This window comes from Streptomyces sp. NPDC024555 (genome assembly GCF_055559335.1).
The window spans coordinates 11,623-33,706 of the sequence record NZ_JBVHKV010000020.1; the positions used below are offsets into that span (position 1 = coordinate 11,623).

Below are 22,084 nucleotides of genomic sequence, written 5' to 3' on the forward strand. Positions count from 1 at the left end.
TCCTCAGACCTGTTCCGATGTGCCCGGCGGAGCGCTCTCGCCCCACCGGGATCCGGGCGCGCCGCGCCGCGACGGACCGGCTACGCCCGGCCCGTCACCACGGACCGAAGCGCGGCCGCGAGCGCGTCCGCGCTCGCCTCGGCGCTCCCCGTGCCCACCATGACCACGACCGGATCCCGGCCGGACGCGACCGTGTGCGCGATCTCGTACGCCGTCACCGCGGCCGGACCGCACCCGCAGAGCAGCAGCCCGGACCCGCGCACCATCTCCGCGAGGGCGGACGGCAGCGCGAGCGGGGGTCCCTGGCAGCGGAGTTCGACGATGCGCTCGGGTCCTTCGTGGAGCCGGACGAAGCGGCTGTGCGCGCCGGGCGCGACGCCCTCCTGCGCGACCAGGCAGATGACGTCCGCCCCGGGTTCGCCGCGCCGCAGCGTGGTCAGGGCCGGGACGCCGGTCCCGGCCGCCCCGCTCCCGGGCGCCCCCGGCGGCGGCTGTGCCGCCCTCGGCACGTCCACGTCGTCCAGGACCGCGACCAGCTGGGCGACGGTGGTGTCCGAGCCGGGGAACTCCGCCAGCGCGCGCAGCATCCGCACGCACTGCGACAGCAGCAGGGCCGCGTCGTCGTCGCGCAGCACCGCGCGGTCGTAGAGGGAGGTCAGGCCGAGGCTCCCGTCGGGCTCGTGACGGGCCACCAGGGTGAACGGGCCGCCCGAGCCGCCGACGAGCCTCGGTACGTCGACGCGGATGCCGTGGGCCTCCAGCTCCGCGCGTACGGCCGGGACCATCGGCGGTCTGCTGTCGAAGTCCACGGTGGTGTCGGCCGGACGCACCGCGCGCCCGGCCCACCGGTTCAGCAGATCGTCGCTCGCCCAGGGGTAGTTGGCCATGTCCAGTCCGGCGTCCCGCAGCCGCAGCAGCAGCGCGTCCAGGCGTTCCGCCGGGTCGACCGTCACGGTGAGGGGGACCCGGCCGCCCAGCAGGCCGGGGACGTCGGCGGAGCCGGGCATCGCGACATCGCGCGCCGACAGCCGTACGCCGAAGGTCACTTCGGCCGGGCCGTCCGGGGTCTCCCGCGCGGCCCGGTGCAGTAACAGCGCCCAGACCAGGTGCAGCGCGCTGGACTCACCGGCGCCCCGGTCGGCCGCCCAGGCCCGCAGCCGCAGCGCCTGAGTGGGGCTGAGCCGGCGCCGTACGCGGGCGTCGCCGCTCTGCCGGGTGGAGCCGCCGGGCCGTCCGGGGCCCGACCAGGCGTCGGGCGGCGGTGCGGCGCACGCCCAGTAGGCGCGCGCGGCGTCCGGGGACTGCGCGGCCAGCCAGCGGGCGTGGTCACGGACGTCGGGGCGCCGCTCCCCGCCGGGCAGGGACCCGCCCGCCAGATAGGCGCGGTAGAAGGCCCGCAGCAGGATGTGCACGGCCCGCTCGTCCAGGAGGGCCCGGTGGTACGTCAGCAGGACCCGGGTGCACGGCACGGAGGCGTCCGGGGTGGCCGGGACGTCCTCGAACAGGGTGAGCCGCAGCAGCCCGGCCCGGTGCAGCGCGAATCCGCGCGCCCGGTCGTCCTCCAGCAGGTCGTTCCAGGACCGCAGCGCCGAACGGGAGCGGTGGGCGACCTCGATGTCCGCGTGGTCGTGCAGCACCAGCCGGGGGGCCGCCACCCAGTCGAAGGCGCTGCGCAGCACCGTTTCGCGGGCCGCGACCGACTGCCAGGCGGCCACGAAGCGGTGCGGGTCCAGCTGTCCGGTCCAGCGCAGGGCGACCTGCTCCACCTGGCGCCCCGGATCGCCGGGCGCGCCGACGGCGGCCCGGACCCGGTCGAGCTGGGTGCCCGACAGCGGCACGGTCCGCGCCCCGCCGGGCAGCAGCAGGAGATCGGCGAGGAGTTCGGGGGTCAGCGGCGCGCCCCGGGCGGGGTCGCGCGGGACGAGGGTCAGGGTGTGCCGGCTGTCGGTGAGACCGGTGACCAGGACGGAGAAGGCCTGGTGGCGCTCGACGATCCGGGCCGCGAGCCGGTCGGCGTCGGCGGGGGCCAGCGCGCCGTGCAGCTCGATCACATGGGAGCCGTCGGAGGACCTCGCGGACGCCGTGTGCGTCGCGCAGAGCACGCCTCCCGGGCTCGGGCGTCCGCCGCTCATTCCCGGTCCCGCGCGCCCTCGTCCCCCGCGTCCCGGCCGCCGTCGGCCGGGGACGGGTCCGCGGCCGGTCCGGGCAGCGGGCCGCGGTGGGCCTCGCTCACCACATACCGCTCCTGGACCTCGTGGGTGCCGAACGTCCAGGTGCCGGTGTCCGGAGCGGGTGCGGCCAGCCGGGTCCGCCCCTCGGCGTCCGACTCGAAGCCCACCCGGGAGAAGCTGTGGCGCAGGCCGTATCCGAGCGCCTTGGTGTACGCCTCCTTGAGGGTCCAGAGCCGCAGCAGTTCGGCCTGCTGCCGCTCCGGGGGCAGCTGGGTCAGCCGCCGCACCTCGCGGGGTGTGCACATCTCCTCGCCCATCAGGTCGAAGGGGATGGAGCGGTCGGCGCGTTCGATGTCCACGCCGACCGGTCCGGTGCGGCTGACCGCGACAACGAGGAGTTCGTCGGTGTGCGCGAGGCTCAGCGAGAGCTCGTCCCATCCCCGCACCCCGGGCCGGCCGCCGGGCCGGAAGGTGAAGTCGATGGCTCCGACGGGCACTTCCAGGGCCTCCGCCACGGTGTACTTCATGACGTAGCGCGAGGCCGCGAAGCCCAGCCGCTGACCGGTCGCGGGGAACTGCCGGTAGCGGGGCCAGTCCCGGCCCAGCGTCTGGCGCAGATCGGGATCGAGCAGCGCGGACGGCGCCCAGACGCCCCAGGTGGTGTGGACGACCACGTGACCCGCACTGCTGAAACGGTCCTGCACGGCATCCCACGGACCGTCCGGGCCGCCCACGTACAGCGGCTCCGTGCTCACGGCGCTCACCACAGGATCCTGGTGGCGTGGAGATCGGTGTCGACGCCCATCCGGTCGCGCCGGTCCAGCTCCGCCTCGACCCCGGCCTGGGCCCGGTCGAAGGGGCCGACCGGGGGCAGCCCGAGGCGCTGGACGGCGCGGGCCAGCGCCAGCGGTGTCCATCCCCCGGAGGCGAGGAAGCCGCTGCGGCCGTAGCGGGCCGTGTCCCGGCGGACCGCCAGCACCACGCAGGCGGTGAGGAGCTGGGCGTACCGCTCGGCCGCGGCGGCCCCCGTCCCGGGCACCTTGCGCTCCGGTCCGGTCAGCAGCCGGCGTTCGGCCAGCAGCCGTCCCGCGGCGCGGTCCCGTCCCGCCTCGGGGCCGTCCGAGGCGCCGGAGCCGTCCCGGCCGGCGGCGGCCGCGTCGAGCAGTCCGTGCAGATCGGCGACCGGGTCGGTGGAGAGCGTGCCGTCGTCCGTTCGGCCGGAGTACTCCCCGGCCGGGCGGGCGGCCGCGCGGCCGCCGCCGGGACCGGCCGACGAGGGCAGCGCGCGCAGCAGCTGGGCCCTGCTCTCGGCCGTACCGCTCGCCTCGCGTACCCGGGCCGTCCCGTCCGCCGCCCGCAGGCACCAGCGCAGGGCGGCGCTGTCGCGCCCGTGGCCGCATTCGCCGAGCGTGAGCACGGCCTCGTCCAGGATCTCGGCGGCGAGCGCGGGCACGACGCAGCCCGCGGCGGCCCGCAGCACGGCGTCGCCCGTGCCGGACGGACGGCTCAGCGAACGCAGCGCCACGGCCGTCAGGCTCTCGCAGGCCAGCAGGTCGGCGAAGCTCCGGGCGAGGGAGGCGCGCCAGCGCGACAGCCCCGGCGTTCTGCGCTCCCCCTGGGCGACGGCGCGCACGGCGGCCCGCAGCGCGGTTCCGGCGGCGGCGCCCAGCGCGGCGGGCCCGAGCAGCCGGGCCAGTTCCACGGACCGGTCCGGCAGCGGGGCCCCGGGCACGGCGGCCAGGGTGGAGGTGACGAGGGTGTGGCCCAGCTCGGGATCGCGGCGCAGCAGCGGCCGCAGCGCGGCGGCCAGCGCCTCGCCCCCGGTGAAGTGGCCGCCCTTGGCGACCGGCAGGATCTCCGACTCGACCAGTCCGCCGAGCCCGTCGAACGGCCGGCGCCCGGCCCCGTGGGCGAGGGCGTGGTGGCCGTACGGGTTGCTCCGGTCGCGCGGGTCCCCGAGCAGCCCCTCCAGGCGCCGGGCGCGCTGGAGGACGGCGGCCGGCAGCGGCTCCGCCACGTGGAAGGGCGGCAGCACGGGTCCGGCCGGCCGCTCGTCCGCCAGGAGCGCGCCGCGGCCCGCCGGGGTCCGCGGGTGGACCTGGCCGGATCCGTCGGCGGCGTCGGTGTGCCGGGGGGCACCGTCGGCGGGCACGGCCGCGCCGCCGCGGTTCCTCGCTCCGGGCTGCTGCAAGCGCAAGACCCTGCCCATCGGCGTGCTCCTCCTCGTCGGTCCTGCCGGTGCGGTCGCTGTGATCACCCCACGTGGCGCAGGGCGCTCTCCGCATGCCACTTGGCCAGCCCGAGGATCTCGGTGGCCGTCTGCCCCAGCCCCGTACGCACCTCGTGGCGCGCGTCGGTGAGGGTGGCACCGGCACCGAGGAACGAGGCCAGCGCCTCTTCCCTGAGCATCACCGAGTGCGTACAGGCCACCGTGAGTCCCGAACCGTCCGGCAGCAGGGACCACCGGACGGTGTGCCCCGCGAGGATCTGGGGCGCCACCACGTCCTTGTGGACGAGGTATCCGGCGGCCGGGAAGCCGAGCCGGACGGCGCCCGAGGTGACGGTGTCGCCGCCGTCCCAGGCCGTGCTGTCGATGTCGACGATCTGGACGCCCGGGGCGTCCGTCCCGACCTGGACCCGGTCGATGTGCGGGACCAGATCGGGCCAGTTCTCGATGTGCTGGAGGAAGTCGTAGACGAGTTCGGGCGGGCCCGTGGTGCGGACGCTGTCGGAGAAGGCGAGCAGCAGTTCGTCCAGCCGCTCCCAGCGTTCGGCGACCGCTCTGACCTCGTCGAGCCGGGACCTGACCTCGGTGTCCGGCGGCTGGTCGGCCCCCGGCGTCCAGGGCGCGGGGAACGGGGTGGCCACCCGTTCGCGCCGCAGGCTCAGGACGCTGCCGCCGTTCCCGTCGGTCGTCACCCGCCAGACGCCGCGTCCGACGGTCTGCTGGGTGGCGGGGTCGATCCGTTCGGTCGTGATGGTCCGCTCGTGCGGGTACAGACGACGGCGTACGTGCAGGGCGCGCGGCCCGTCGCTCGTCATGTCCCACAGGTGGAGCAGTTCACGGGAGCCGTCGGTGTCGATGCGTTCGGCATGGACGTACGACGGGAAGAGTACGGGCCATCGGAGCGGGTCCGCGAGCAGGCCGTAGACCACGCCGACGGGAGCCGCGACCGGGATCGCGTACTCGGCCCCCTGTGCTGGGTGCGACGACATCCGTGCTGGCCCCCTCTCCAACGGCCCGGATCAGCGGACCAAGGATGCGGTGTCGTGCTGGAGTACGGCTCAAGGCCTGCCTGATCCGACGCCGCGTCAGCCCGGGGGGAACGCCCGGTCGGGCATCCCCCGGCCCACGCCCGGCCGCTGCGGCAGCGACACGGCGAGCCAGGAGAGCAGGAACTCCCGGAAGGGGACCATGCCCGCGCACGACCCGTGCTCGGATCCGCGGACTCCGTCGAGGAGCACCACCCCGGCCAGGGCCGCGGAGATCACCGCCGCCGCGCCCTCCGGGGAGTGCTGCTCGGGGAGTTCGCCGCTCTCCCCGGCCCGGACGAGCAGTTCGCCGACCCATCCGTACCACCAGGCGAGGACGCCGCCACCGGACTTGCGGGAGGGGTCGCCGCCCAGCCGCAGGCCCGCCCGTGTCACGGGGTCGGAGACGACGGCGTCGAGCAGCCGGTTGATCGTGCAGGCCAGTCGCTGGAGGTGCGTCGTCGCTGATGCGCCGCACTCCTCGACCAGGTTCCGCAGGGCCAGCTCCGCCGCCTCCTCGACCGCCGCCGCCAGCGCGTCCTTGTTGGCGAAGTGGAAGTGGAGCGCCCCCGTGCTCACGCCGGCCTTCTTGCTGATCGCAGGGAGCGAGGCGAGGGCGTATCCGTCCTCGGCGAAGACCTCCGCGGCCGCGATGATGAGCGCACTACGGGTGCGGGCGGCCCGCTCCTGCTTGACCATGGGTTCCTCCTCAATCCGCCCTGAGCGGCACGCCGAGTCCCCCACTCCGGTTTTCCGCGGACAGCGGTGTCCTGACCCCGGAAGAATAGCAAACCGCACGTCTGGTTGGTTTATGACGGGGTGCCGGATCCTGGACCCAGGTCCACCGCGATCAACGCCTGAACTGGGGGAAAGGGCGGATTCACGCAGGTACGGCGGCCGGACGGACCACCGTCCGCCACCGATACCGCCGCCGACCGCACCGGATCACGGTGGGGTCGGCGGCAGCGGAATTCGAGGCGCTCTCGAGCGGGGCGTGCTGTCACGCCTCGGCGGCCACGAACTCTTTCACGGTCACGCCCTGGACCTCGGCGAGGACCCGGGCGCCCCGGTCGGGTGCGGTGTCCAGTCTGATCAGCGCCGCGGGCGTGGCCACAGCGGGAAGTATGTGGTTGTAGAGCACGGAGACGCGCTCGTCGAGATCGGTGAAGCCGGACTCCGCCTCGGAGACGACCTGGGTGCCGATCCACGCGCCGAGGAAGCACTGAGCGGTCTGCTCGGGGTCGACGTGCGGCAGCACCTCGCCCTGTTCCTTGGCCTCACTGAGGAGCTTGGTGCCCAGCTCGGCCCAGGCCGGCCAGGCGCTTCCGAACATCTTCCGCCCGTGCATGTCGGCCGAGAGGCGGATACCGGCGAGCAGGATGACGTCACGGGGAATGCGGTGGGCCAGCGTCATCCCGACGTCGACCCATTCCTGGAGCCGTAAATCGCGCGGGGCCCACTGCCCGGCTTCGATCTGCGCCTCGATGACGCCGCGCGCCAGCGCTTCCTTCGAATCGAAGTGGAAGTAGAGGGCGCCCTTGGTCACTCCGGCCCGCTGGAGGATCTCGGCCATCGTCGCCGCCGTGTAGCCCCGTTCGGCGAAGACTCCGGCAGCACCCTCGATAACAGCCCGCCGGGTCCGTATTGCACGCTCTTGCTGTGCCATGACCCTCCTCCGACGGCGAACAAAACCAAACGGGTCGTACTCTACCCCGAACCCGCCTGCGTGCGCTGCTCCTTGGGAAGGTCGGAGTCAGGGAGCAGCGCCACGCTCCGGGCTCACCAGGCCGTCCTGCCTCCGTCCACCGGCACGGTCGCCCCCGTCACGAAGCTCGCCAGATCGCTGCAGAGCCAGGCCGCCGTCTCCGCCACCTCCTCCGGATCGGCCGCACGACCCTGGGGAGCGGACCGGTGGGCCCGTTCCTCCGCCTCCGGCGAGCTCGCGAACCAGGCGTCGATCATCTCGGAGCGGGTCAGCCCGGGGGCGATCGCGTTGACCCGTATGTTGTGAGAGGCGTATTCGACGGCGGCCGCCTTGGTCAGGCCGATCACCGCGTGTTTCGAGGCGATGTAGGGCGCCCCGGTGGAGGAGGCCACCAGCCCGCCGACACTGCTGGTGTTGACGATCGCGCCGCCCTTGCCCTCGACCATCGCCGCGAGTTCATGGCGCATGCAGTTCCACACGCCGGTGACATTGGTCCCCACCACGTGCTCGTACGTCGCGTCCTCGATGAGGTGCATGGGGGTTCTGGGCAGGCCGACGCCGGCGTTGTTGAAGGCCGCGTCCAGGCGGCCGTGCCGTTCCACCGTACGTTCCACGACGCGCCGCACGGCCTCGCCGTCGCGCACGTCCAGGACATGGTGGGAGGCGTCGGCGCCGGTGGCGCGCAACTGCTCGACCAGGGCGCGGAGCCGGTCCTCGCGACGGGCCGTCAGGACGACGGCGGCGCCGTGCCGGGCGAACACGCGGGCGGCGGCGGCACCGATGCCGCTGCTGGCGCCGTGGACCAGCGCGACCCGCCCCTCCAGGACGGGGGTCACCGTGCCGCTCATGCGTACACCGCCTCGGCGGAGTCCCGCCACACCGTGCCCTCGGCCGCCTCGTGATCGAGTCTTCGCAGCAGGTCCTCGTCGATCTCGTCCAGGGAGCCGACCACGTGCCGGGCGCCGGTCTCGCGCATCAGGGCCGGCTGGAATCCGTGCTCGAAGGCGCTGGGGTGCCCGATGAAGGGGACGTCCAGCTCCCGGGCGCGGGCGGCGAAGGAGGCCGCGTCGTCGATGAAGAGGACCTGTTCGCGGCGGAGGCCGAAGACGTCCTCGACGATCTCGCGGATCCCGGGACGGAAGTCGTTGGTGCAGACGTATCCGGGGGCGGCGAACCAGGACGCCCGCTCTCCCAGATGGCGTTCGAAGTGGGCGGCGCCGAGGCCTCCGTAGCACACCAGGTCCAGACCCATGCCCTGCAGGCGTTCGAGTAACCACTCCGCGCCGTCGAGGAGTTGGACGGGGTGGTGCTCCACGTAGCGCTCCCGGGCGGCGAAGTAGGCGCGGATCAACTCCTCCTCGGTCGCCTTCATCCCGGTGGCCTCGGCCGCGGCGCGCGCCGCCATGGTCTGGGTCTGCGAGAGCAGCCGCCTCTCCAGATCGGCGGTATAGGTGCCGCCCCACTCGACCACGAGCTGATGCAGTACGGGGCTGAAGGTGTCGTTGAGCAGAACGCCGTCGATGTTCACAGCGGCCAGACGGAGCGTGCAGAGGGGTGCGTTCATCTAGTGATCTCCCTGTCTGTTCTGACGGTCGCCCCGGCTTCATTACGGAAAACAACACGCGCACCGGGTTTCTTTACTGACGCTTTTACTCGCTCCAGGATCAACGGATATCCGTTACGTCCGCTTATCTCAGCGTTTACTCCCCTTTTGAGGCCGCCCAGGACGGCACTAAGCGGAATGCTCCCCTCAAGTAACCGGGCCGCACTTGGTGAAGATTTTACTTTAGGGCTCACGCGAAGAAAACCGGTAGGTCCGTATCTTATAGTCGTCGTCGCTGACCGCACGTTCAAGATGGAGGTCCTCATGGCTCTGTCCATCGCCGGTGGAAGTACCGAAGTGCCCGAAATGCCTCAGCTCACCACGACGGTTCCCAAGGAGTACGTGCACCGCGCGTCCTTGGCCGAGGTGTTCCTCACCGGCTGTACAGCTCAGGGAGATCTGCGCTTCACGCTCACCGGCCAATGGCCCCGGGCCCATACGCTCTTCAGCAGCCCGGACGGGCGCAGCCACGATCCGCTCCAGGTCGCCGAGACCTTCCGGCAGGCGGGCATGTTCCTCGCCCACGCCGAACTCGGCGTCCCGCTCGGACACCACTTCGTGATGTGGAACCTCAACTACACGACGTTCCAAGAAAATCTACGCATAGGCCCGCACCCGACGGACTTCGAGATGGACGCGCGCTGTACGGACGTGACGTACAGCGGACGAAGAGTCAGCAAGCTCCACATGGAGTTCGAGATACGCAGGGACGGGACGACCCTGGCCCATGCGGCGGGACACTTCTCCGCCATCACCCCGGGCGTCTACGCCCGGCTGCGCGCGAGCCGCCCGGAGCGGGACGACTCCGGCACGCCGTTCACCCCGCCGGACCTCCCGCCCATCACCCCGGCCTCCGTCGGCCGCCACTCCCCCGCCGATGTGGCGCTCACCCCGACCGCCGATTCCACGCGCTGGCTGCTCACCCCGGATCTGAACCACCCGATCCTCTTCGACCACGCCGGGGACCATCTGCCGGGGATGGTGCTGCTCGAAGGCGCCCGCCAGGCCGCCTGCTCGCTCGCCGCACCGCTGGTGATGCGCCCGTCGAGCGCCGCCACGTACTTCCACCGTTACGCCGAACTCGACCGCCCGTGCTGGATCGAGGTGGACCGGCTGTCGGCCGAGCACTGCGATCTGATGACCGTCCGCGTGGTGGGCCGGCAGGACGGCGAGCCCGTCTTCACCTCGACCATGACCGGGCCCGTACAGGACTGGTGAGCCCGGCCCGGTCCCTGCGCCATACCCTCAGTCAGGAACCCGCCGGCACGGTCTCCGCGGTCCCCTGCGAGCGGCTGGTCTTCTCCCCGACCGCACCCGGCGCCAGTGTGCGCGGGTCGACGGCTTCAAGGGGCGAACCCACCTTGTAGGGGCACTCGGGGTCGTCGGGCCGGTTGGGGCGGTCGTGCGGCAGCAGATAGAACGTACGCCGCGCGAACAGCCCGCTGCCGAGGGAGCGGGGGGCCTTCGGGGCGAGGTTGGAATAGCCGATGAGGCGGCCGTCCCGCTCGTACCGCGGCCTGCCCTTGCGGGTGTTGACCTTGTCCAGGGACTGGCGGACGTAGTCGAGACCCCTCGGGTCCTCGAGCCACACGATCTCGACCTCCTGGGCAACATCGCCTTCTTGGGGCAGCGCGCTCATCGTCGGCCCTCCTGCGTGTGGGCGGCCGCGGGTCGGCCTGGTGGTGTGTCGTTCGCGAAGCCGGGGTCCGGACAGGTGGAACGAAGCCGTCCGGAACTTCCGCCCCCATCGTACGGGTGCCCTACGGGAGCGGGCAGGGCGCAGTGCGTCATCGTGCGCCCCCCTCCATGCTCTCCGCAAGCAGGGCGATTCCCGGATAGAGCTTGGTCGCGTTGTTCTTGATCATGTCGGCGGGCGAGGCGAGGCCGAGTTCCTGGCGGATGCGGCTGGCGAAGGCGCGCGGTGTGGAGGCGCGGATCCCCTCGTCCAGACACCAGCGGCTGTAGGTCTCGTACAGCAGCTTCTGCTCGACGCGCAGCTCCGGGTTGGGCCCGTCCCCCTCGCCCTTCGTACACCGCTCGGTGACGAACCGTCCGACGTGGTCCTCGGTCGTCTCGTACGCGGCCGTGGCGACCCGGACGGAGGCCGGACCGGCCAGTGAGTCCCGGGTGGCGAGATAGCGCTGGGCGCCCTCGATGAGCCACTGGAGAATGCCGGGGCCCTCGTCGGCGACGAGCTCCGCCGCCAGGTTGTCGATCTTGCGTTCGTCGGGCACCCGCCGCTCGAAGGGGATGATGCGCATCCGGCGCCAGAAGGCGTGGCCGCCGGTGCCGACCTCGGGGCGGTGGTTGCCCAGCAGCCACAGCTTGTGCGTGGGCGTGAAGGTGAAGAAGTTCTGCCGCATCCGGCGGGCGGTGATGGTGTCGCCACCGGTCAGCAGCTTGACGCGCGCCTCGTTGAACTTGTCGTTCGGCTTGAGCTCGCTGCACACGACGATCCGCCGGCCGTGCAGCTCGGTCAGTTCGGTGGAGTGCTCGGTGAACTTGCCCTTCTCCATGAGGAAGCCGGGCGGCGCGGCGTTCGCGTAGTCGCCGAGGATCTGCGTCATGACCTCCAGGAGCACGGACTTGCCGTTGGCCCCGGAGCCGTACAGGAAGGGCAGCACCTGCGCGCCGACGTCCCCGGTGATGGAGTAGCCGAGCAGCAGATGGAGGAAGCGCGTGGTCTCCAGGCCCTGGTCGTCGGCGCCGAAGGTGTCGCGCAGGAAGCTGTCCCAGCGGGGCACCGGCATCTTGAGCGGGGCGACGGTGGTGGCGCGCGAGTGCATGTCGGTGAGCGGATCGGGCTTGCGCAGCTCGCCGGTGCGCAGGTCCACCACGCCGGTCGGGGTGCACAGGGCGTAGATGTCGCCGTCCAGGACGTCGGGGTCCAGCCGCAGACCGGGTGCGGCCTGGGCCTGGAAGAGCAGCGCCTTGACTCCGGCGGTCGACTCCGAATGCCTGCTGTGGCCCGCCAGTTGACGGTCCGTGAAACGGCCGCTCGGGTCGTGCTCGGCGTACCGCTCGGCCATCTCCCCCGCGGCCCACACGGCGGCCTCCTCGCCGCCGGTCAGCTTCCAGCGGTAGGTGTCCCAGCAGTGCCAGCCCATCCCGATGACGTACCGGAAGCGGTCCCGGTAGAGGCGGGCGAACAGCTTGGCGTTGCCCCGGTCGGTGAGGGAGGTCGGCAGCAGGCCCAGGGCGCGGGCCGGGGGCGGCGCGGCGGCCGCCTCGCTCTGCTGGGCCGGGAGGCTGGGCTGCTCGTGCAGGGCGAGATCGAGGCTCTGCTGATGAATCTGCCGGGCCGCGGCCACAGCGTCGAAGCGCACGGGTTCTGCGCTCATGAGCATCCTCGTCGGGAGAACGGGCGCTGCGCGCCGAGGGACAGGACAGCTGCGGGTCGGGTCCCCCGCGTGTCCGAGGCCCGCGCCGACGGGACTACGGGACCGAAGGGACTGAGCTTCTGAGTTGACCAAGCAGAGCGTAGCCCACCGAAGGCCTCCGGAACGGGAAGACTCACGTGTCGGGAAAATTGAGTCCCGTCAGTCCCGTACCCCTCGGGCAAGGCGCCTCCCCCACGGCCGGTTCAGTCCCGTGCGGGCCCCCAGCCCTTTGGACCCGTTCAGTCCCGTTGCACAAAAGTGCAGGTCACAGCCTTGGCCTGGAGAACTACGGGTCTGACGGGGCTCAACCTCGTAGTTATCACCAGCATAGAGAAACAGACGTCGTACGCGCGCGCACATGTGTTCCCTTGTTCTTGAACAGCTGATAACTACGAGGTTGAGCCCCGTCAGTCCCGTGGGAAAAGAGCAAAACCGCTCTGACCTGCGGTTTTACCGGGACGGGACTGAGAGTCCCGTTCAGGCCCGTTGAGCCCCGGGCCCGTTCAGACCCGTGCGGTCCCGTGGGAAGCTGCAGCCGGGCCGGGCTGATCGTTGAGCCGGGCTGGATCACTCCTTAAGGGCGGGCGACGCGCGGTCAGTCGGTCCGGAGCGTGGTGAGGAACGCCCGGACCTCGGCGGCGAAGGCATCGGGGTCCGCGGTGCAGACGAAGTGGTCGGCGTCCAGCTCGGCCGACACCGTGCCGGGGCGGCGCCCGGCCATGGCGCGGACCTGCTCGGGCGGGATGACTCCCCTGGTGCCGTGGACCAGCAGGGCCGGGCAGGCGGTGGCGGTCCAGTCGTTCCAGTGGTCACCGTGGACCTGCTCCTCGGACCGGTACATGTCCTGGGGGTGGAAGGGCAGCCTCCAGGAGCCGTCCGCGTTCTCCCGAAGCCGGTCGGAGAAGTACGGCGCGGCCGCCCCCAGGCCCGCGACGAGCGCGTCACGGGTGGGCGCCTCGTAGGGCAGTTCCAGCAGGAACCCCAAGGGGTTCGTCCCGTCCAGACCAAAGGCGACAGGGCCCTCGGCGTTGACGAGCGCGCGGACCCGCTCGGGGTGGCGGGCAGCGAACTGGTAGGCGTTGACACCGCCGAGGGAGTGGCCGAGCAGCACGACCCGGTCCAGCTCCAGGTGGTCCAGCAGGGCCAGCAGATCGGCGAGATACCCCTCCCGCGCGTAGTCGGCGGCGCGGTCGGACTCCCCCTGCCCGCGCTGGTCCGGAGCGATGAGCCGCCACTCGGGTCCGAGCGCCCGGGCGAGGTGGGCGAACGTGGCGCCCTCGGACAGATGACCGTGCAGCGCGACGATCGGGCGCCCCGTCCCGCCGAAGTCGAGGTACGACAGCCGGCGGCCGTCAATGACGAGCTCGGCGCGGGTGGCGGTGGCGTTCGCGGTGATGTCACTCATGGCGGATCCCCCATCTCGGTTGCGATGGGAAGGACTCTAACGAGGATTTGGGCACTTGTGCAAGACAGATGTATGAGGCGATCGCGCTAGGTATGGCCGCCAAGCCGCCGGGCGATGCGCGTGGTGGTCCGGCAGCCGTCTGCCGGGCCACCTGCCGGTCATGGGGTGCCGGTGCGCTTTTCGAGACGGGTGCCGTGACGACGGGTGATCGACATGAGGTCGCTGGGGGCGTCCAGTTCCAGGCGGTGCCAGCGGCCACGAGGGACGATCACGGCGGCGCCCGGGCGCAGCAGCACCATGTCCTCGGCGTCTCCGGGCGCATCGGGGCGGAAGTGGAGGCGGATGCCGCCCGACAGGCAGCACACCGCTTCCTCGGCCTCCGGGTGCATCTCCCAGTGGTCGGCGTCGGTCTCCACGTGGAACGCCGCGATCTGCCAGGCGCCGGAGTCGCTGCTTGTCATCTGCCGTTCGCCGGCTCGGACATCGCCGGCGGGGTGAAAGTGGAGCGCCGAGGCGAACAGGTCGACGGTGGTGGTCGTCATGACGGTGTTCCTTCCAACTGGTTCTCTGTGGGGGCGCCGGAGCGCGGGGCCGAGGTGACGGCGCGGCGGCGCGGCAGGATGCCGATGGCCACGACCGCCGCCAGTACGAAGACGGCGGCGGCGAGGGCCAGGCCCAGCGCGTAGCCGTCGTTGAGCGCGGCGGGACCGGTGACCGTGCCGGTGTGGTGCGCGGCGACGGTCGCCAGAACGGCCAGACCGATGCAGCCGCCGAGTTGGCGGGAGCTGTTCATGAGCCCACCGGCCATACCGGCCTCGTGCGGAGCAACGCCGGTGGTCGCGGCGGCGGCCACCGGGGCCAGGACCAGCCCCGCGCCGACGCTGGTGACGAGGGACGGGCCGAGTACGTCGGCGAGGAAGCTGCCGTCGGGGCTGATGAGGGCGAACCAGGCCAGGCCCGCGGCGGCCAGCAGGGCGCCGGGCACCAGGGACGCGCGGGGGGTGCGGGACGTGGTGAGGCGCGTGGCGACGACGGTTCCCGCGACCAGCCCCACGGAGAAGGGCAGGAAGGCGGTGCCGGTGGCCGCGGCGCCCATGCCCAGGACCTGCTGCATGTACAGGGACACGAAGTAGAACGCCGTGAACTGCCCGGCCGCGGCCAGAAACACCAGCACGTTCGCACCGGCGACCCAACGGCTGCGGAGCAGACCGAGACGCAGCAGCGGCGCGGCGACCCTCGCCTCGGTGACGGCGAAGACGCCCAGGAGCACCGCGGAAGCGGCGAGGGTCGTCCATGTGGCCGGGGAGCCCCAGCCCAGGGTGTCGGTCCGGACGACGCCGAGCACCAGCAGCCCGACTCCGCCTGTCGCCAGGACGGCGCCCAGTGCGTCCAGCCGCTCGCGCCGGGCGGGTGCCGCATCGGCGGGCACCCCTGCGGGGACGAGCACGAGAGCCGCCGCGACGATGGGCAGGTTGATCAGCATGACCCAGCGCCAGCCCGCGTACTCGGTCAGGAGTCCACCCGCCAGCACGCCCAGCGCGCCGCCCGCAGCGTTCACCGCGCTCCACACCCCCAACGCCCGGACGCGCTTCGGGCCTTCGGCGAAGGTGGTGGTGAGCATCGCCAGCGCGGCCGGCGCGGCCGCGGCGGCGCCGAGGCCCTGACCGGCGCGTGCGGCGATCAACTGCCAGGGGGTCTGGGCCAGTCCGCCCACCAGGGAGCACAGGCCGAAGACGGCCAGCCCCAGCACGAACATCCGGCGCCGGCCGTACAGGTCGCAGGCGCGTCCCCCCAACAGCAGGAACCCGCCGAACGTGAGCGCGTAGACATGCACGACCCAGGACAGATCGAGCGGCGCGAACCCCAGCGCGGTGCGGATCGCGGGTAACGCGACGTTGACCACGGACATGTCCAGGGCGACGACGAACTGGGCGACGGCGGCAGCCGCCAGCACCACTCCGGGTCTCCCGCGAGAGTTTCTATACATGTAAGAAAAGTAGCGTCAGGGTTCGCCGTTGTCGACGCCTGGGGAATGATGGGGGGCATGCCGCAACCGTCCGCACCGCGCAAAACCCTGGGCCGGCCTCCCCGTATCTCTCGCGAGGAGATCATCGGGACAGCCCGCCGGATCGTGGACGAGGGAGGCGTGGACCGGCTGACCATGCGGCGGCTGGCCACGGAAGTCGGCAGTACGCCGATGGCGCTCTACCACCACGTCCGCGACAAGGAGGAACTGCTCGTCCTCCTGCTGGACGACTACGCGGCCCGGAGCCTGCGCCGGCCGGAACTGCCCGCCCACCCCCGCGAGCGGATCATCGCGGCGGCCGCCGCCGTGCACGAGGCGCTGGCCGCCTGCCCCTGGATCGTGGAGGTACTGACCGCCGACGACCTGCTGTCCACGAACGCGCTGTGGTTCGTCGAGCAGATCGTCGACGGTCTGGTCGACTGCGGTCTCTCCCTCGACCGGGCCGTGCACGGCTACCGCGCGATCTGGTACTACACCGCCGGAGAGATCGTGGTCAGGGCAACAGCGGCCCGACGGCGCGCAGCCGATGACCGTGCCACCTACCGGGAGCAGGTCTTCGCCGATCTCGACCCGCGCGAGCTGCCCCGCCTGACCGAGGCCGCGGACCGCTGGGCCCCGCTGACCGCCGAGGACACCTACCGGGACGGGCTCCAGGCCTTGGTGGACGGCCTTCTCGTCAGCCGATGACCGAGCAGTCGCCGGCGACAGCGTTCGTACCGGCACCCAGAAGGTGAAACGGGCGCCGGTCCCGGGGACTCCCCCACAGGACCGGCGCCCGTTCGCGCGCCGGTGTTCCGGCGCTTCGAGGTTTCCGTGCTCAGGCGTCCCTGCGCCCCGGGAGGTACTGGTCGAGCACGATGGCCAGGAACTTGGTGTGGTCGGGCAGCCCGGCCTCGGTCACCAGTCCGTCGATGACACCGCGCTGGGCCCGCGTCGGCTTGTACTGCAGCTGTACGGGGCCGAGCCCGCGCAGGTCCGTGTTGTCGGGGGCGACGGCGAACAGCTTCGACTGGAACTTGGGGGCGCGCCTGGCCTCCTCGACGACCTGGGCGAGCCCCTTCTCCACCGCGGCCTCGACCGCGAGGAAGACGATCTGGGTGTGCGTCAGATCGCTGGTCTTGCGGAGCTTGCGGAAGCGGGTGGCGACGTTGGTCGAGACGTAGAACCCGACCGGCTTCGCCGTGTCCGCGTCCGCGACCGAGGGGGCCTGCTCCTCGGCGGGCTCACGGCTGGGCTGCGGGACGACGACGGGGCGGGCGACGGCCGTGGGCACGGGCTGGGCGGGCGCGGCGGCGGGTGCCGCGCTCTGCGGCTTGGCCCAGCCGGCGAGCGCGCCGGACGGCGCCCCTCCCCCGCTGAACAGGTTGCCGACGCCCTCGTCCGACATGCTCTGCTCGTCGTCCTGGGCCTCGGTCCTCTTGTTCTTCGGCGGTGTCATGCCGCGGCATCCTTCCTGAGCTCCAGAGCCCGAGCGAACATCTCTTCGGTGAATCCTTCGTAGTCCGAGTCGAGCCCCACCACGGCCTCGGGGATCGAACGGTCACCGCCCGACCGCTGGTCGGCCAGCTCATGGACCAGCAGACCCCGCTTGCGCACCAGCCGGGCCACGGACTCCGTGTGCCCGATGAGGTGCTTGAACATATGGGCTTCCTTGCCCAGCACCTTCTGCACCTGGAGCCGCACATCGGCGTGGATGCCGCTGTAGTTGCGCCCGGTGTCGAACAGCAGTACCCCCAGCAGCGCGATGTGCGGGTTGATCTGGCTGACGAACTTGACGTAGGAGAACTCCAGCCCGATCTGGGCCAGCCCGTCCTCCGCGCCGCCGTCGCTCTTCACCGGGATGACGAGCCATCGCGCACAGGAGAGCGCCAGGCGCTGGAGCGACGGGTTCTCCGGCGGGGTGTCCAGGACGATGATCTGGTACCGGTCCGCGATGGGCAGCAGGCACGTCAGCAGCCGCAGATAGGCCTGGGGGCCCTCCTTGGCGAGCAGCGTGTGGAAGAAGATCCCGAACTCGTCGCCGAGCGCCGGTCCGCCGAGCACGACGTCCAGGTTCTCCCGCACGTTCTCGACCGGGGTCAGGGGCGCGCCGGTGCGCAGCGACTCGATGAGCGCCGCTCCCCCGTCGTTCCACTCGGCGCGCTTGTACCCGAGCTCACGCGCGATGTTGCCCTGCGCGTTGCAGTCGATGATGAGGGTGCGCAGCCCGCTGCGGGCGGCCTTGCCCGCAGCGTTGGCGGAGATGGACGACTTGCCGACGCCCCCCTTGCCGTTGCCGAACATGAAGATGTGCGACAGCGACTCCCAGGGGATGCCGTGGGCCTGCGCATGAGCGTCAGGCGCTTCGAAGGGACTGGCCATGGATCCTCTCACTCTGGTTCAGGCCCGCATACAGGGCGCGTGGTGCCCCTTTTGAGCTGATACGGGTGGTCGCAGTTCGCTCAGAACGATTCTCCGCTCCGAAGCGGCCGAAGAGGGTGTCGGGTAGGGCCCGAACCCGTCCTCCACGGCATCGAATCGTCCTGCTGCCCCCTCGTCGTCGCAGCTCATACGGGTACTTGGGGTGGTGTCCCCCACAAGTGGTCCCGCATGGCCCCACGTTGTGGCCCTTGCTTGATCTCACGCCCGCCTCCTTGCCGCAACCGACGCTGACCATGCAGCGGAGAAGCCTGGTGACATCCCGGCGAGCATCATCACCTCCGGAGAAGCAGGAGAAGAGGGCGGGACCCAAGTTAGCACGACGATCATGAGATGAACGGGCACCCACACGCATGGATCCGCTTGCACCCCTGTCCCCCGGCCCACCGCACGGCAGACACGGCCGCCCGCAGGGCACTCACTAGATGTACCGGTGTGTCCGCCCGGTGACCCGTGGACCTGAAGTTGTATGGGCGGTGCGGGTGGTGGGCCTCGTGGCAGTGCCATGGGCGTACACGCCGACCTTCGTGTACGCCGCCGCACCGGCTGGCCAGTGGCAAGGCCTGTGTGCGGGGCGGCCAGGTCGTCTGCTCGCGGTCCCGTCAGGCGTCCTGTTCGGCTACAGGCGGGCCGTCAGGTGGAGCTGCTGGTGGGTGACCTGGTTGTCCCTCAGGCTGGTGAATTGGCTTGTCCGCATGTGTGCGGTGCTGTGGGCCGGGGTGATGGCGGAGCTGGTTGCGGGGGTATGTGCGGGCGGGGTTGCCGCTCGGTGTGCGGGGCGGGGTGCGGGCCTGCTGGGCACGGTGTTCGGTGGCCTGCGTGCTGACTGGTCGACATGCCTGCCGGTACACCTACAAGCCCTCTGGTGGGCGGGCGCGTCACCTCTCTCCCCTGCATGCCCATGCGCTGGGAGGTGGAGCGGCCTGCCTTCAGCCGTGCTGGCCGACCTCTGTGCGTACGTACGCGCATGCCTGCCGTCTGGTGGGCTGCCGGGCCCGTTCGTCCTCGCACTCTCGGTCACACGTGCCGAGGCGCATGCGGAGAGGCGGGCAAACATGATGATTGGCCTGCTGATGGAGACACGTTTGAAGGTGTGGAGAAGCAGACGTGCGGCCGGGTGTACCCGCATGGGTGTAGAGGGGTGGGAGACCAAGCTGAGTGACGCGCTTGTCAGCCTGCCTTGATGCTGGCAGGCGCCACGGTGTGCGTTCGTGGTGGAGTCACAGCAGATAAGCAAGCCTCTGAGACAACTGCTGAGTGAGCGGGAGTCAAAGTGCAGACTCATGCCGCTTATCACGCCGGAGTCCATGCGGTTGTACATGCATGCCCTCCCAGTTGCGCACAAGCTTGCATCGATGTTTGCAGAGATGTTTGTTTCCCCAGGTCAGAGGCCGCTTCCGGCGTTCTGATACCTGCACTCTAGCGTGATCGCACCTCGCCGTGTGAGTACCTGATCCTCTTCGGTCGAGTGGTGCTGCTCGGGGGATCGACGTCTCACATCTGCATCTCTTTCGTCATGCACGAGAACCCATCTTGATTCAGCGGCTCTTGCAGGTGGTCCACTCTCAGTAGATGACTTGCTGGCGCCAGAACGCCCTGCGCGGACCCTCTGTACTGACCCGAGCCTCCCGATGCGGATCTTCAGCACAGCGATGCATCGGACGGGATTGTCTCGATGGTGCACTGTTAGCCGCTCTCTGTTGATGCCCTGCGATGGCAAGGGTTTGGGCATCTTGGGTGCTTTGAGTGAGGTCACCGTTCTCCCAGTTCAGCCTGTCGACGTCGCCTCACATGTGCCGATCATCAGGGGAGGGATAAAGGACCTGTCACCTGCCCTCTCGCACCGGAGCTAGCCGAAGAGGTGTGTCAGATCAGAGCAAGCATCAGCACCACCCTGCCCGCTCTTATCACCACATTCGGAGTTACCCCAACCCTGTCGGACAGTGCCCAGCAAGGCTCATAAAGGAGTCTGTTCTCGCACGCCCCGTACGCCGACAGCCGACCCTTCGCTCACGCGTCCCGAGCACCCCTCCTCGCTCGTTCGTTTCGTCCATGATCAACTCATTGCCCTCAGGTCAAGAGGCTCGATACGTCTCCGATGCTCAAGCACCCACCCCGCCCACTGCACAGTTCCGACCACGCTCCGCACGGATGCGACGCCGCGAAGATCAGCTTCTCCGGCCCGCAGAATGCCCGGCTCTCGTCGGCACATCACCTGTTCGTACGTCCGCAATCCCTTGCCCGGAACGCTCAGCGCGGGCATCACGTACCCCTGGAGTGACCGACCACGCCACTCCGGGAACGGACGAATCGGAGTCAGGAGCGCTGTCGCTCACAGCCACGAAGCACCGATCAGCGAAGCAGCCAGGAACCTGGCACCCCACCTCCAGAACGCAGACCCCCGCCCGCCGCAAGCCCGCTCCACCCGACGTTCCTTCTCTCCTCCGCGTCCCGCCTCCGCACACCGGTCCCGGGCGGCGGCATCACCGGCGACCCTCCGGGCGGTTCGCCCGCCGAGCAGCGAGACCGGTGTGCCGTAGGGGGCGGGACGGTACGCGTCCGTGGGCCGCCGCGCTGATGCCGGCGAGCGCGTCGAGGCAGCGCGGGTATGTCGCCGGGCGGTGCTGGTCGGGGGTGGCTTCGGTCTGCGGTCGTCGTGTTCGGGTGCGGTGGTGGCGTGGGTCGTGTCGCGGCTCGTCAAGGGATCGGCTCGGGTGGTGGGGGAGTCGGCGGGCACCGGGACCGAGGTGGGGACGTGTGGTGCGGCATGTCCGTTTCGGGTGGAAGGGGCAGGGGTGGGGTGCCGGTTCGCGGTGGTGTCGTGGTGGGGGAGTGGGGACCGGGGCGGGGCCGTCGGGGGAGAGGGAGGGGGCGGGGCGAGGGCGTGGACCGGGGGTGGAGGGGCTGTTCGGAGCCGTTGAGGGGCGGTTCTCGCGGTGGGGCGGCGGGCGGGAGAATCGCTCTCACAGAAGTTGATCTTGATGGATCCCGGGGGGCTGATTCTGATGGACCGGTTCCGTCCGGGCGGGGGAGGAGCGGGGCGGGGGAGAGGTGGTCTCGACGGGGATTCGAGTGCTTCCCGAGGGAACCTCGTCCGGCGGGCCGCATGGTGGAGGATCCGAAGCGAGTGAAGGAGTCCCCGTGCTGATGGTGGTGACCGGTACTCCCGAGGCCGGAGGGGCCGGACGTGACGACGTTGCGTGAGGCGCTGGCGCGGCCCGAGCCGACGTTCTCCTTCGAGTTCTTCCCGCCGAAGACCGCGGCGGGGATGCACGGGCTGTGGCAGACGATCCGCCGGATCGAGCGCATGGCACCGGACTTCGTCTCCGTCACCTACGGGGCGGGCGGCTCCTCGCGGGACCGCACCATCGAGGTGACCAAGCGGATCGTCGCCGAGACGACCCTGCGCCCGGTCGCCCATCTCACCGCCGTCGGGCACTCCGTCGCGCAGTTGCGCCACATCATCGGCCAGTACGCCGACGCGGGCGTACGCGACGTCCTCGTGCTGCGCGGGGACCCTCCCGGCGACCCGAACGCACCCTGGATCCCGCACCCCGACGGCTTCCGGCACGCCCATGAACTCGTGTCACTCGTCCGGGAGCTGGGCGATTTCAGCATCGGGGTGGCGGCCTTCCCCGAGCGGCACCCGCGCTCACCGGACTGGGAGAGCGACATCCGGCACTTCGTCGCCAAATGCCGCGCCGGGGCCGACTACGCCCTGACGCAGATGTTCTTCCACGTGGAGGACTATCTGCGGCTGCGCGACCGGGTGGCCGCCGCCGGCTGCGACATCCCGGTCATCCCCGAGATCATGCCCGCCACCGACGCCCGCCAGATCAGCCGCTTCGCCGCGCTGAGCGGTGCGGCGTTCCCCGAGGAGCTGGCGCACCGGCTGAACGCCGCCCGCGACGATCCCGCGCAGGGATACCGCATCGGCGTCGAGTACGCCACCGCCATGGCCGAGCGGCTGCTCGCCGAAGGCGCACCAGGACTGCACTACATCACGCTCAACCGGTCGACGGCGGCACCCGAGATCCACCGTGCCGTGACCGGATCGAGGAGCGGCCGGCGCGTGGAACTGCTCCACGGCTGACGCTCCACCGACCTGCTGAGAGCGGAGGAGC

The 22,084-nt window shown here is 71.2% G+C and carries 18 protein-coding genes; 3 read left to right on the top strand and 15 right to left on the bottom strand.

Features of this window, described 5'->3' with window-relative positions:
• Positions 1–80: 80 nt before the first annotated feature.
• From ACZ4FH_RS29375 to ACZ4FH_RS29410, 8 genes are all read right to left on the bottom strand, one after another.
• Positions 81–2,132, bottom strand: a complete 2,052-nt coding sequence (locus ACZ4FH_RS29375) for a condensation domain-containing protein (RefSeq protein WP_467308664.1) — start codon at positions 2,130–2,132, stop codon at positions 81–83.
• Complete coding sequence (locus ACZ4FH_RS29380) at positions 2,129–2,935, bottom strand: 4'-phosphopantetheinyl transferase family protein (RefSeq protein WP_467308665.1); 807 nt, start codon at positions 2,933–2,935, stop codon at positions 2,129–2,131. Before ACZ4FH_RS29380 ends, ACZ4FH_RS29375 begins: the two co-directional genes overlap by 4 nt.
• Entirely contained in the window at positions 2,932–4,380 is a 1,449-nt protein-coding gene (locus ACZ4FH_RS29385) for a hypothetical protein (RefSeq protein WP_467308667.1), read from the bottom strand. Before ACZ4FH_RS29385 ends, ACZ4FH_RS29380 begins: the two co-directional genes overlap by 4 nt.
• Positions 4,381–4,424: 44 nt before the next feature.
• Positions 4,425–5,387, bottom strand: coding sequence for an SRPBCC family protein (locus ACZ4FH_RS29390; RefSeq protein WP_467308668.1), 963 nt, complete (start codon positions 5,385–5,387; stop codon positions 4,425–4,427).
• A 96-nt stretch (positions 5,388–5,483) separates the two neighbouring features.
• Complete coding sequence (locus ACZ4FH_RS29395) at positions 5,484–6,122, bottom strand: ScbR family autoregulator-binding transcription factor (RefSeq protein ID WP_467308670.1); 639 nt, start codon at positions 6,120–6,122, stop codon at positions 5,484–5,486.
• Between the two features lie 301 nt (positions 6,123–6,423).
• A complete protein-coding gene (locus ACZ4FH_RS29400; protein ID WP_467308671.1) occupies positions 6,424–7,089 on the bottom strand; it encodes a ScbR family autoregulator-binding transcription factor in 666 nt (221 codons plus the stop codon).
• Between the two features lie 113 nt (positions 7,090–7,202).
• Entirely contained in the window at positions 7,203–7,976 is a 774-nt protein-coding gene (locus ACZ4FH_RS29405; protein WP_467308672.1) for an SDR family NAD(P)-dependent oxidoreductase, read from the bottom strand.
• The gene (locus tag ACZ4FH_RS29410) at positions 7,973–8,692 is read right to left on the bottom strand and encodes an HAD family phosphatase (RefSeq protein WP_467308674.1); all 720 of its coding nucleotides are present in this window, start codon (positions 8,690–8,692) and stop codon (positions 7,973–7,975) included. Before ACZ4FH_RS29410 ends, ACZ4FH_RS29405 begins: the two co-directional genes overlap by 4 nt.
• A 345-nt stretch (positions 8,693–9,037) precedes the next feature.
• Between ACZ4FH_RS29410 and ACZ4FH_RS29415 the strand changes: the two genes are divergently transcribed.
• Positions 9,038–9,949, top strand: a complete 912-nt coding sequence (locus ACZ4FH_RS29415) for a ScbA/BarX family gamma-butyrolactone biosynthesis protein (RefSeq protein ID WP_467308676.1) — start codon at positions 9,038–9,040, stop codon at positions 9,947–9,949.
• Between the two features lie 31 nt (positions 9,950–9,980).
• Here ACZ4FH_RS29415 and ACZ4FH_RS29420 read toward each other — a convergent pair whose 3' ends face one another.
• From ACZ4FH_RS29420 to ACZ4FH_RS29440, 5 genes are all read right to left on the bottom strand, one after another.
• Positions 9,981–10,370, bottom strand: coding sequence for a DUF6009 family protein (locus ACZ4FH_RS29420; protein ID WP_383641409.1), 390 nt, complete (start codon positions 10,368–10,370; stop codon positions 9,981–9,983).
• Positions 10,371–10,518: 148 nt separating this feature from the next.
• Complete coding sequence (locus tag ACZ4FH_RS29425) at positions 10,519–12,072, bottom strand: DNA primase family protein (protein ID WP_467308678.1); 1,554 nt, start codon at positions 12,070–12,072, stop codon at positions 10,519–10,521.
• Between the two features lie 634 nt (positions 12,073–12,706).
• The gene (locus tag ACZ4FH_RS29430; RefSeq protein ID WP_467308679.1) at positions 12,707–13,516 is read right to left on the bottom strand and encodes an alpha/beta fold hydrolase; all 810 of its coding nucleotides are present in this window, start codon (positions 13,514–13,516) and stop codon (positions 12,707–12,709) included.
• Positions 13,517–13,674: 158 nt separating this feature from the next.
• The gene (locus tag ACZ4FH_RS29435) at positions 13,675–14,058 is read right to left on the bottom strand and encodes a cupin domain-containing protein (RefSeq protein ID WP_467308680.1); all 384 of its coding nucleotides are present in this window, start codon (positions 14,056–14,058) and stop codon (positions 13,675–13,677) included.
• Positions 14,055–15,503 carry an MFS transporter gene (locus ACZ4FH_RS29440; protein WP_467308681.1) on the bottom strand — a complete coding sequence of 483 codons (1,449 nt, stop codon included), beginning with the start codon at positions 15,501–15,503 and terminating at the stop codon, positions 14,055–14,057. The genes ACZ4FH_RS29435 and ACZ4FH_RS29440 overlap by 4 nt, the downstream gene beginning before the upstream one ends.
• A 57-nt stretch (positions 15,504–15,560) precedes the next feature.
• On the opposite strand from ACZ4FH_RS29440, the gene ACZ4FH_RS29445 reads away from it, so the two are divergent.
• The gene (locus ACZ4FH_RS29445) at positions 15,561–16,229 is read left to right on the top strand and encodes a TetR/AcrR family transcriptional regulator (protein WP_467308683.1); all 669 of its coding nucleotides are present in this window, start codon (positions 15,561–15,563) and stop codon (positions 16,227–16,229) included.
• A gap of 130 nt (positions 16,230–16,359) precedes the next feature.
• Here ACZ4FH_RS29445 and ACZ4FH_RS29450 read toward each other — a convergent pair whose 3' ends face one another.
• Together ACZ4FH_RS29450 and ACZ4FH_RS29455 are read right to left on the bottom strand one after the other, a co-directional pair.
• Positions 16,360–16,980 carry a hypothetical protein gene (locus ACZ4FH_RS29450; protein ID WP_467308684.1) on the bottom strand — a complete coding sequence of 207 codons (621 nt, stop codon included), beginning with the start codon at positions 16,978–16,980 and terminating at the stop codon, positions 16,360–16,362.
• Positions 16,977–17,903: a ParA family protein gene (locus ACZ4FH_RS29455; RefSeq protein WP_467308686.1), complete on the bottom strand. Its 927-nt coding sequence runs from the start codon at positions 17,901–17,903 to the stop codon at positions 16,977–16,979. The genes ACZ4FH_RS29450 and ACZ4FH_RS29455 overlap by 4 nt, the downstream gene beginning before the upstream one ends.
• A 3,244-nt stretch (positions 17,904–21,147) precedes the next feature.
• Between ACZ4FH_RS29455 and metF the strand changes: the two genes are divergently transcribed.
• Positions 21,148–22,053, top strand: coding sequence for a methylenetetrahydrofolate reductase [NAD(P)H] (metF, locus tag ACZ4FH_RS29460; protein ID WP_383641382.1), 906 nt, complete (start codon positions 21,148–21,150; stop codon positions 22,051–22,053).
• Positions 22,054–22,084 lie beyond the last annotated feature (31 nt).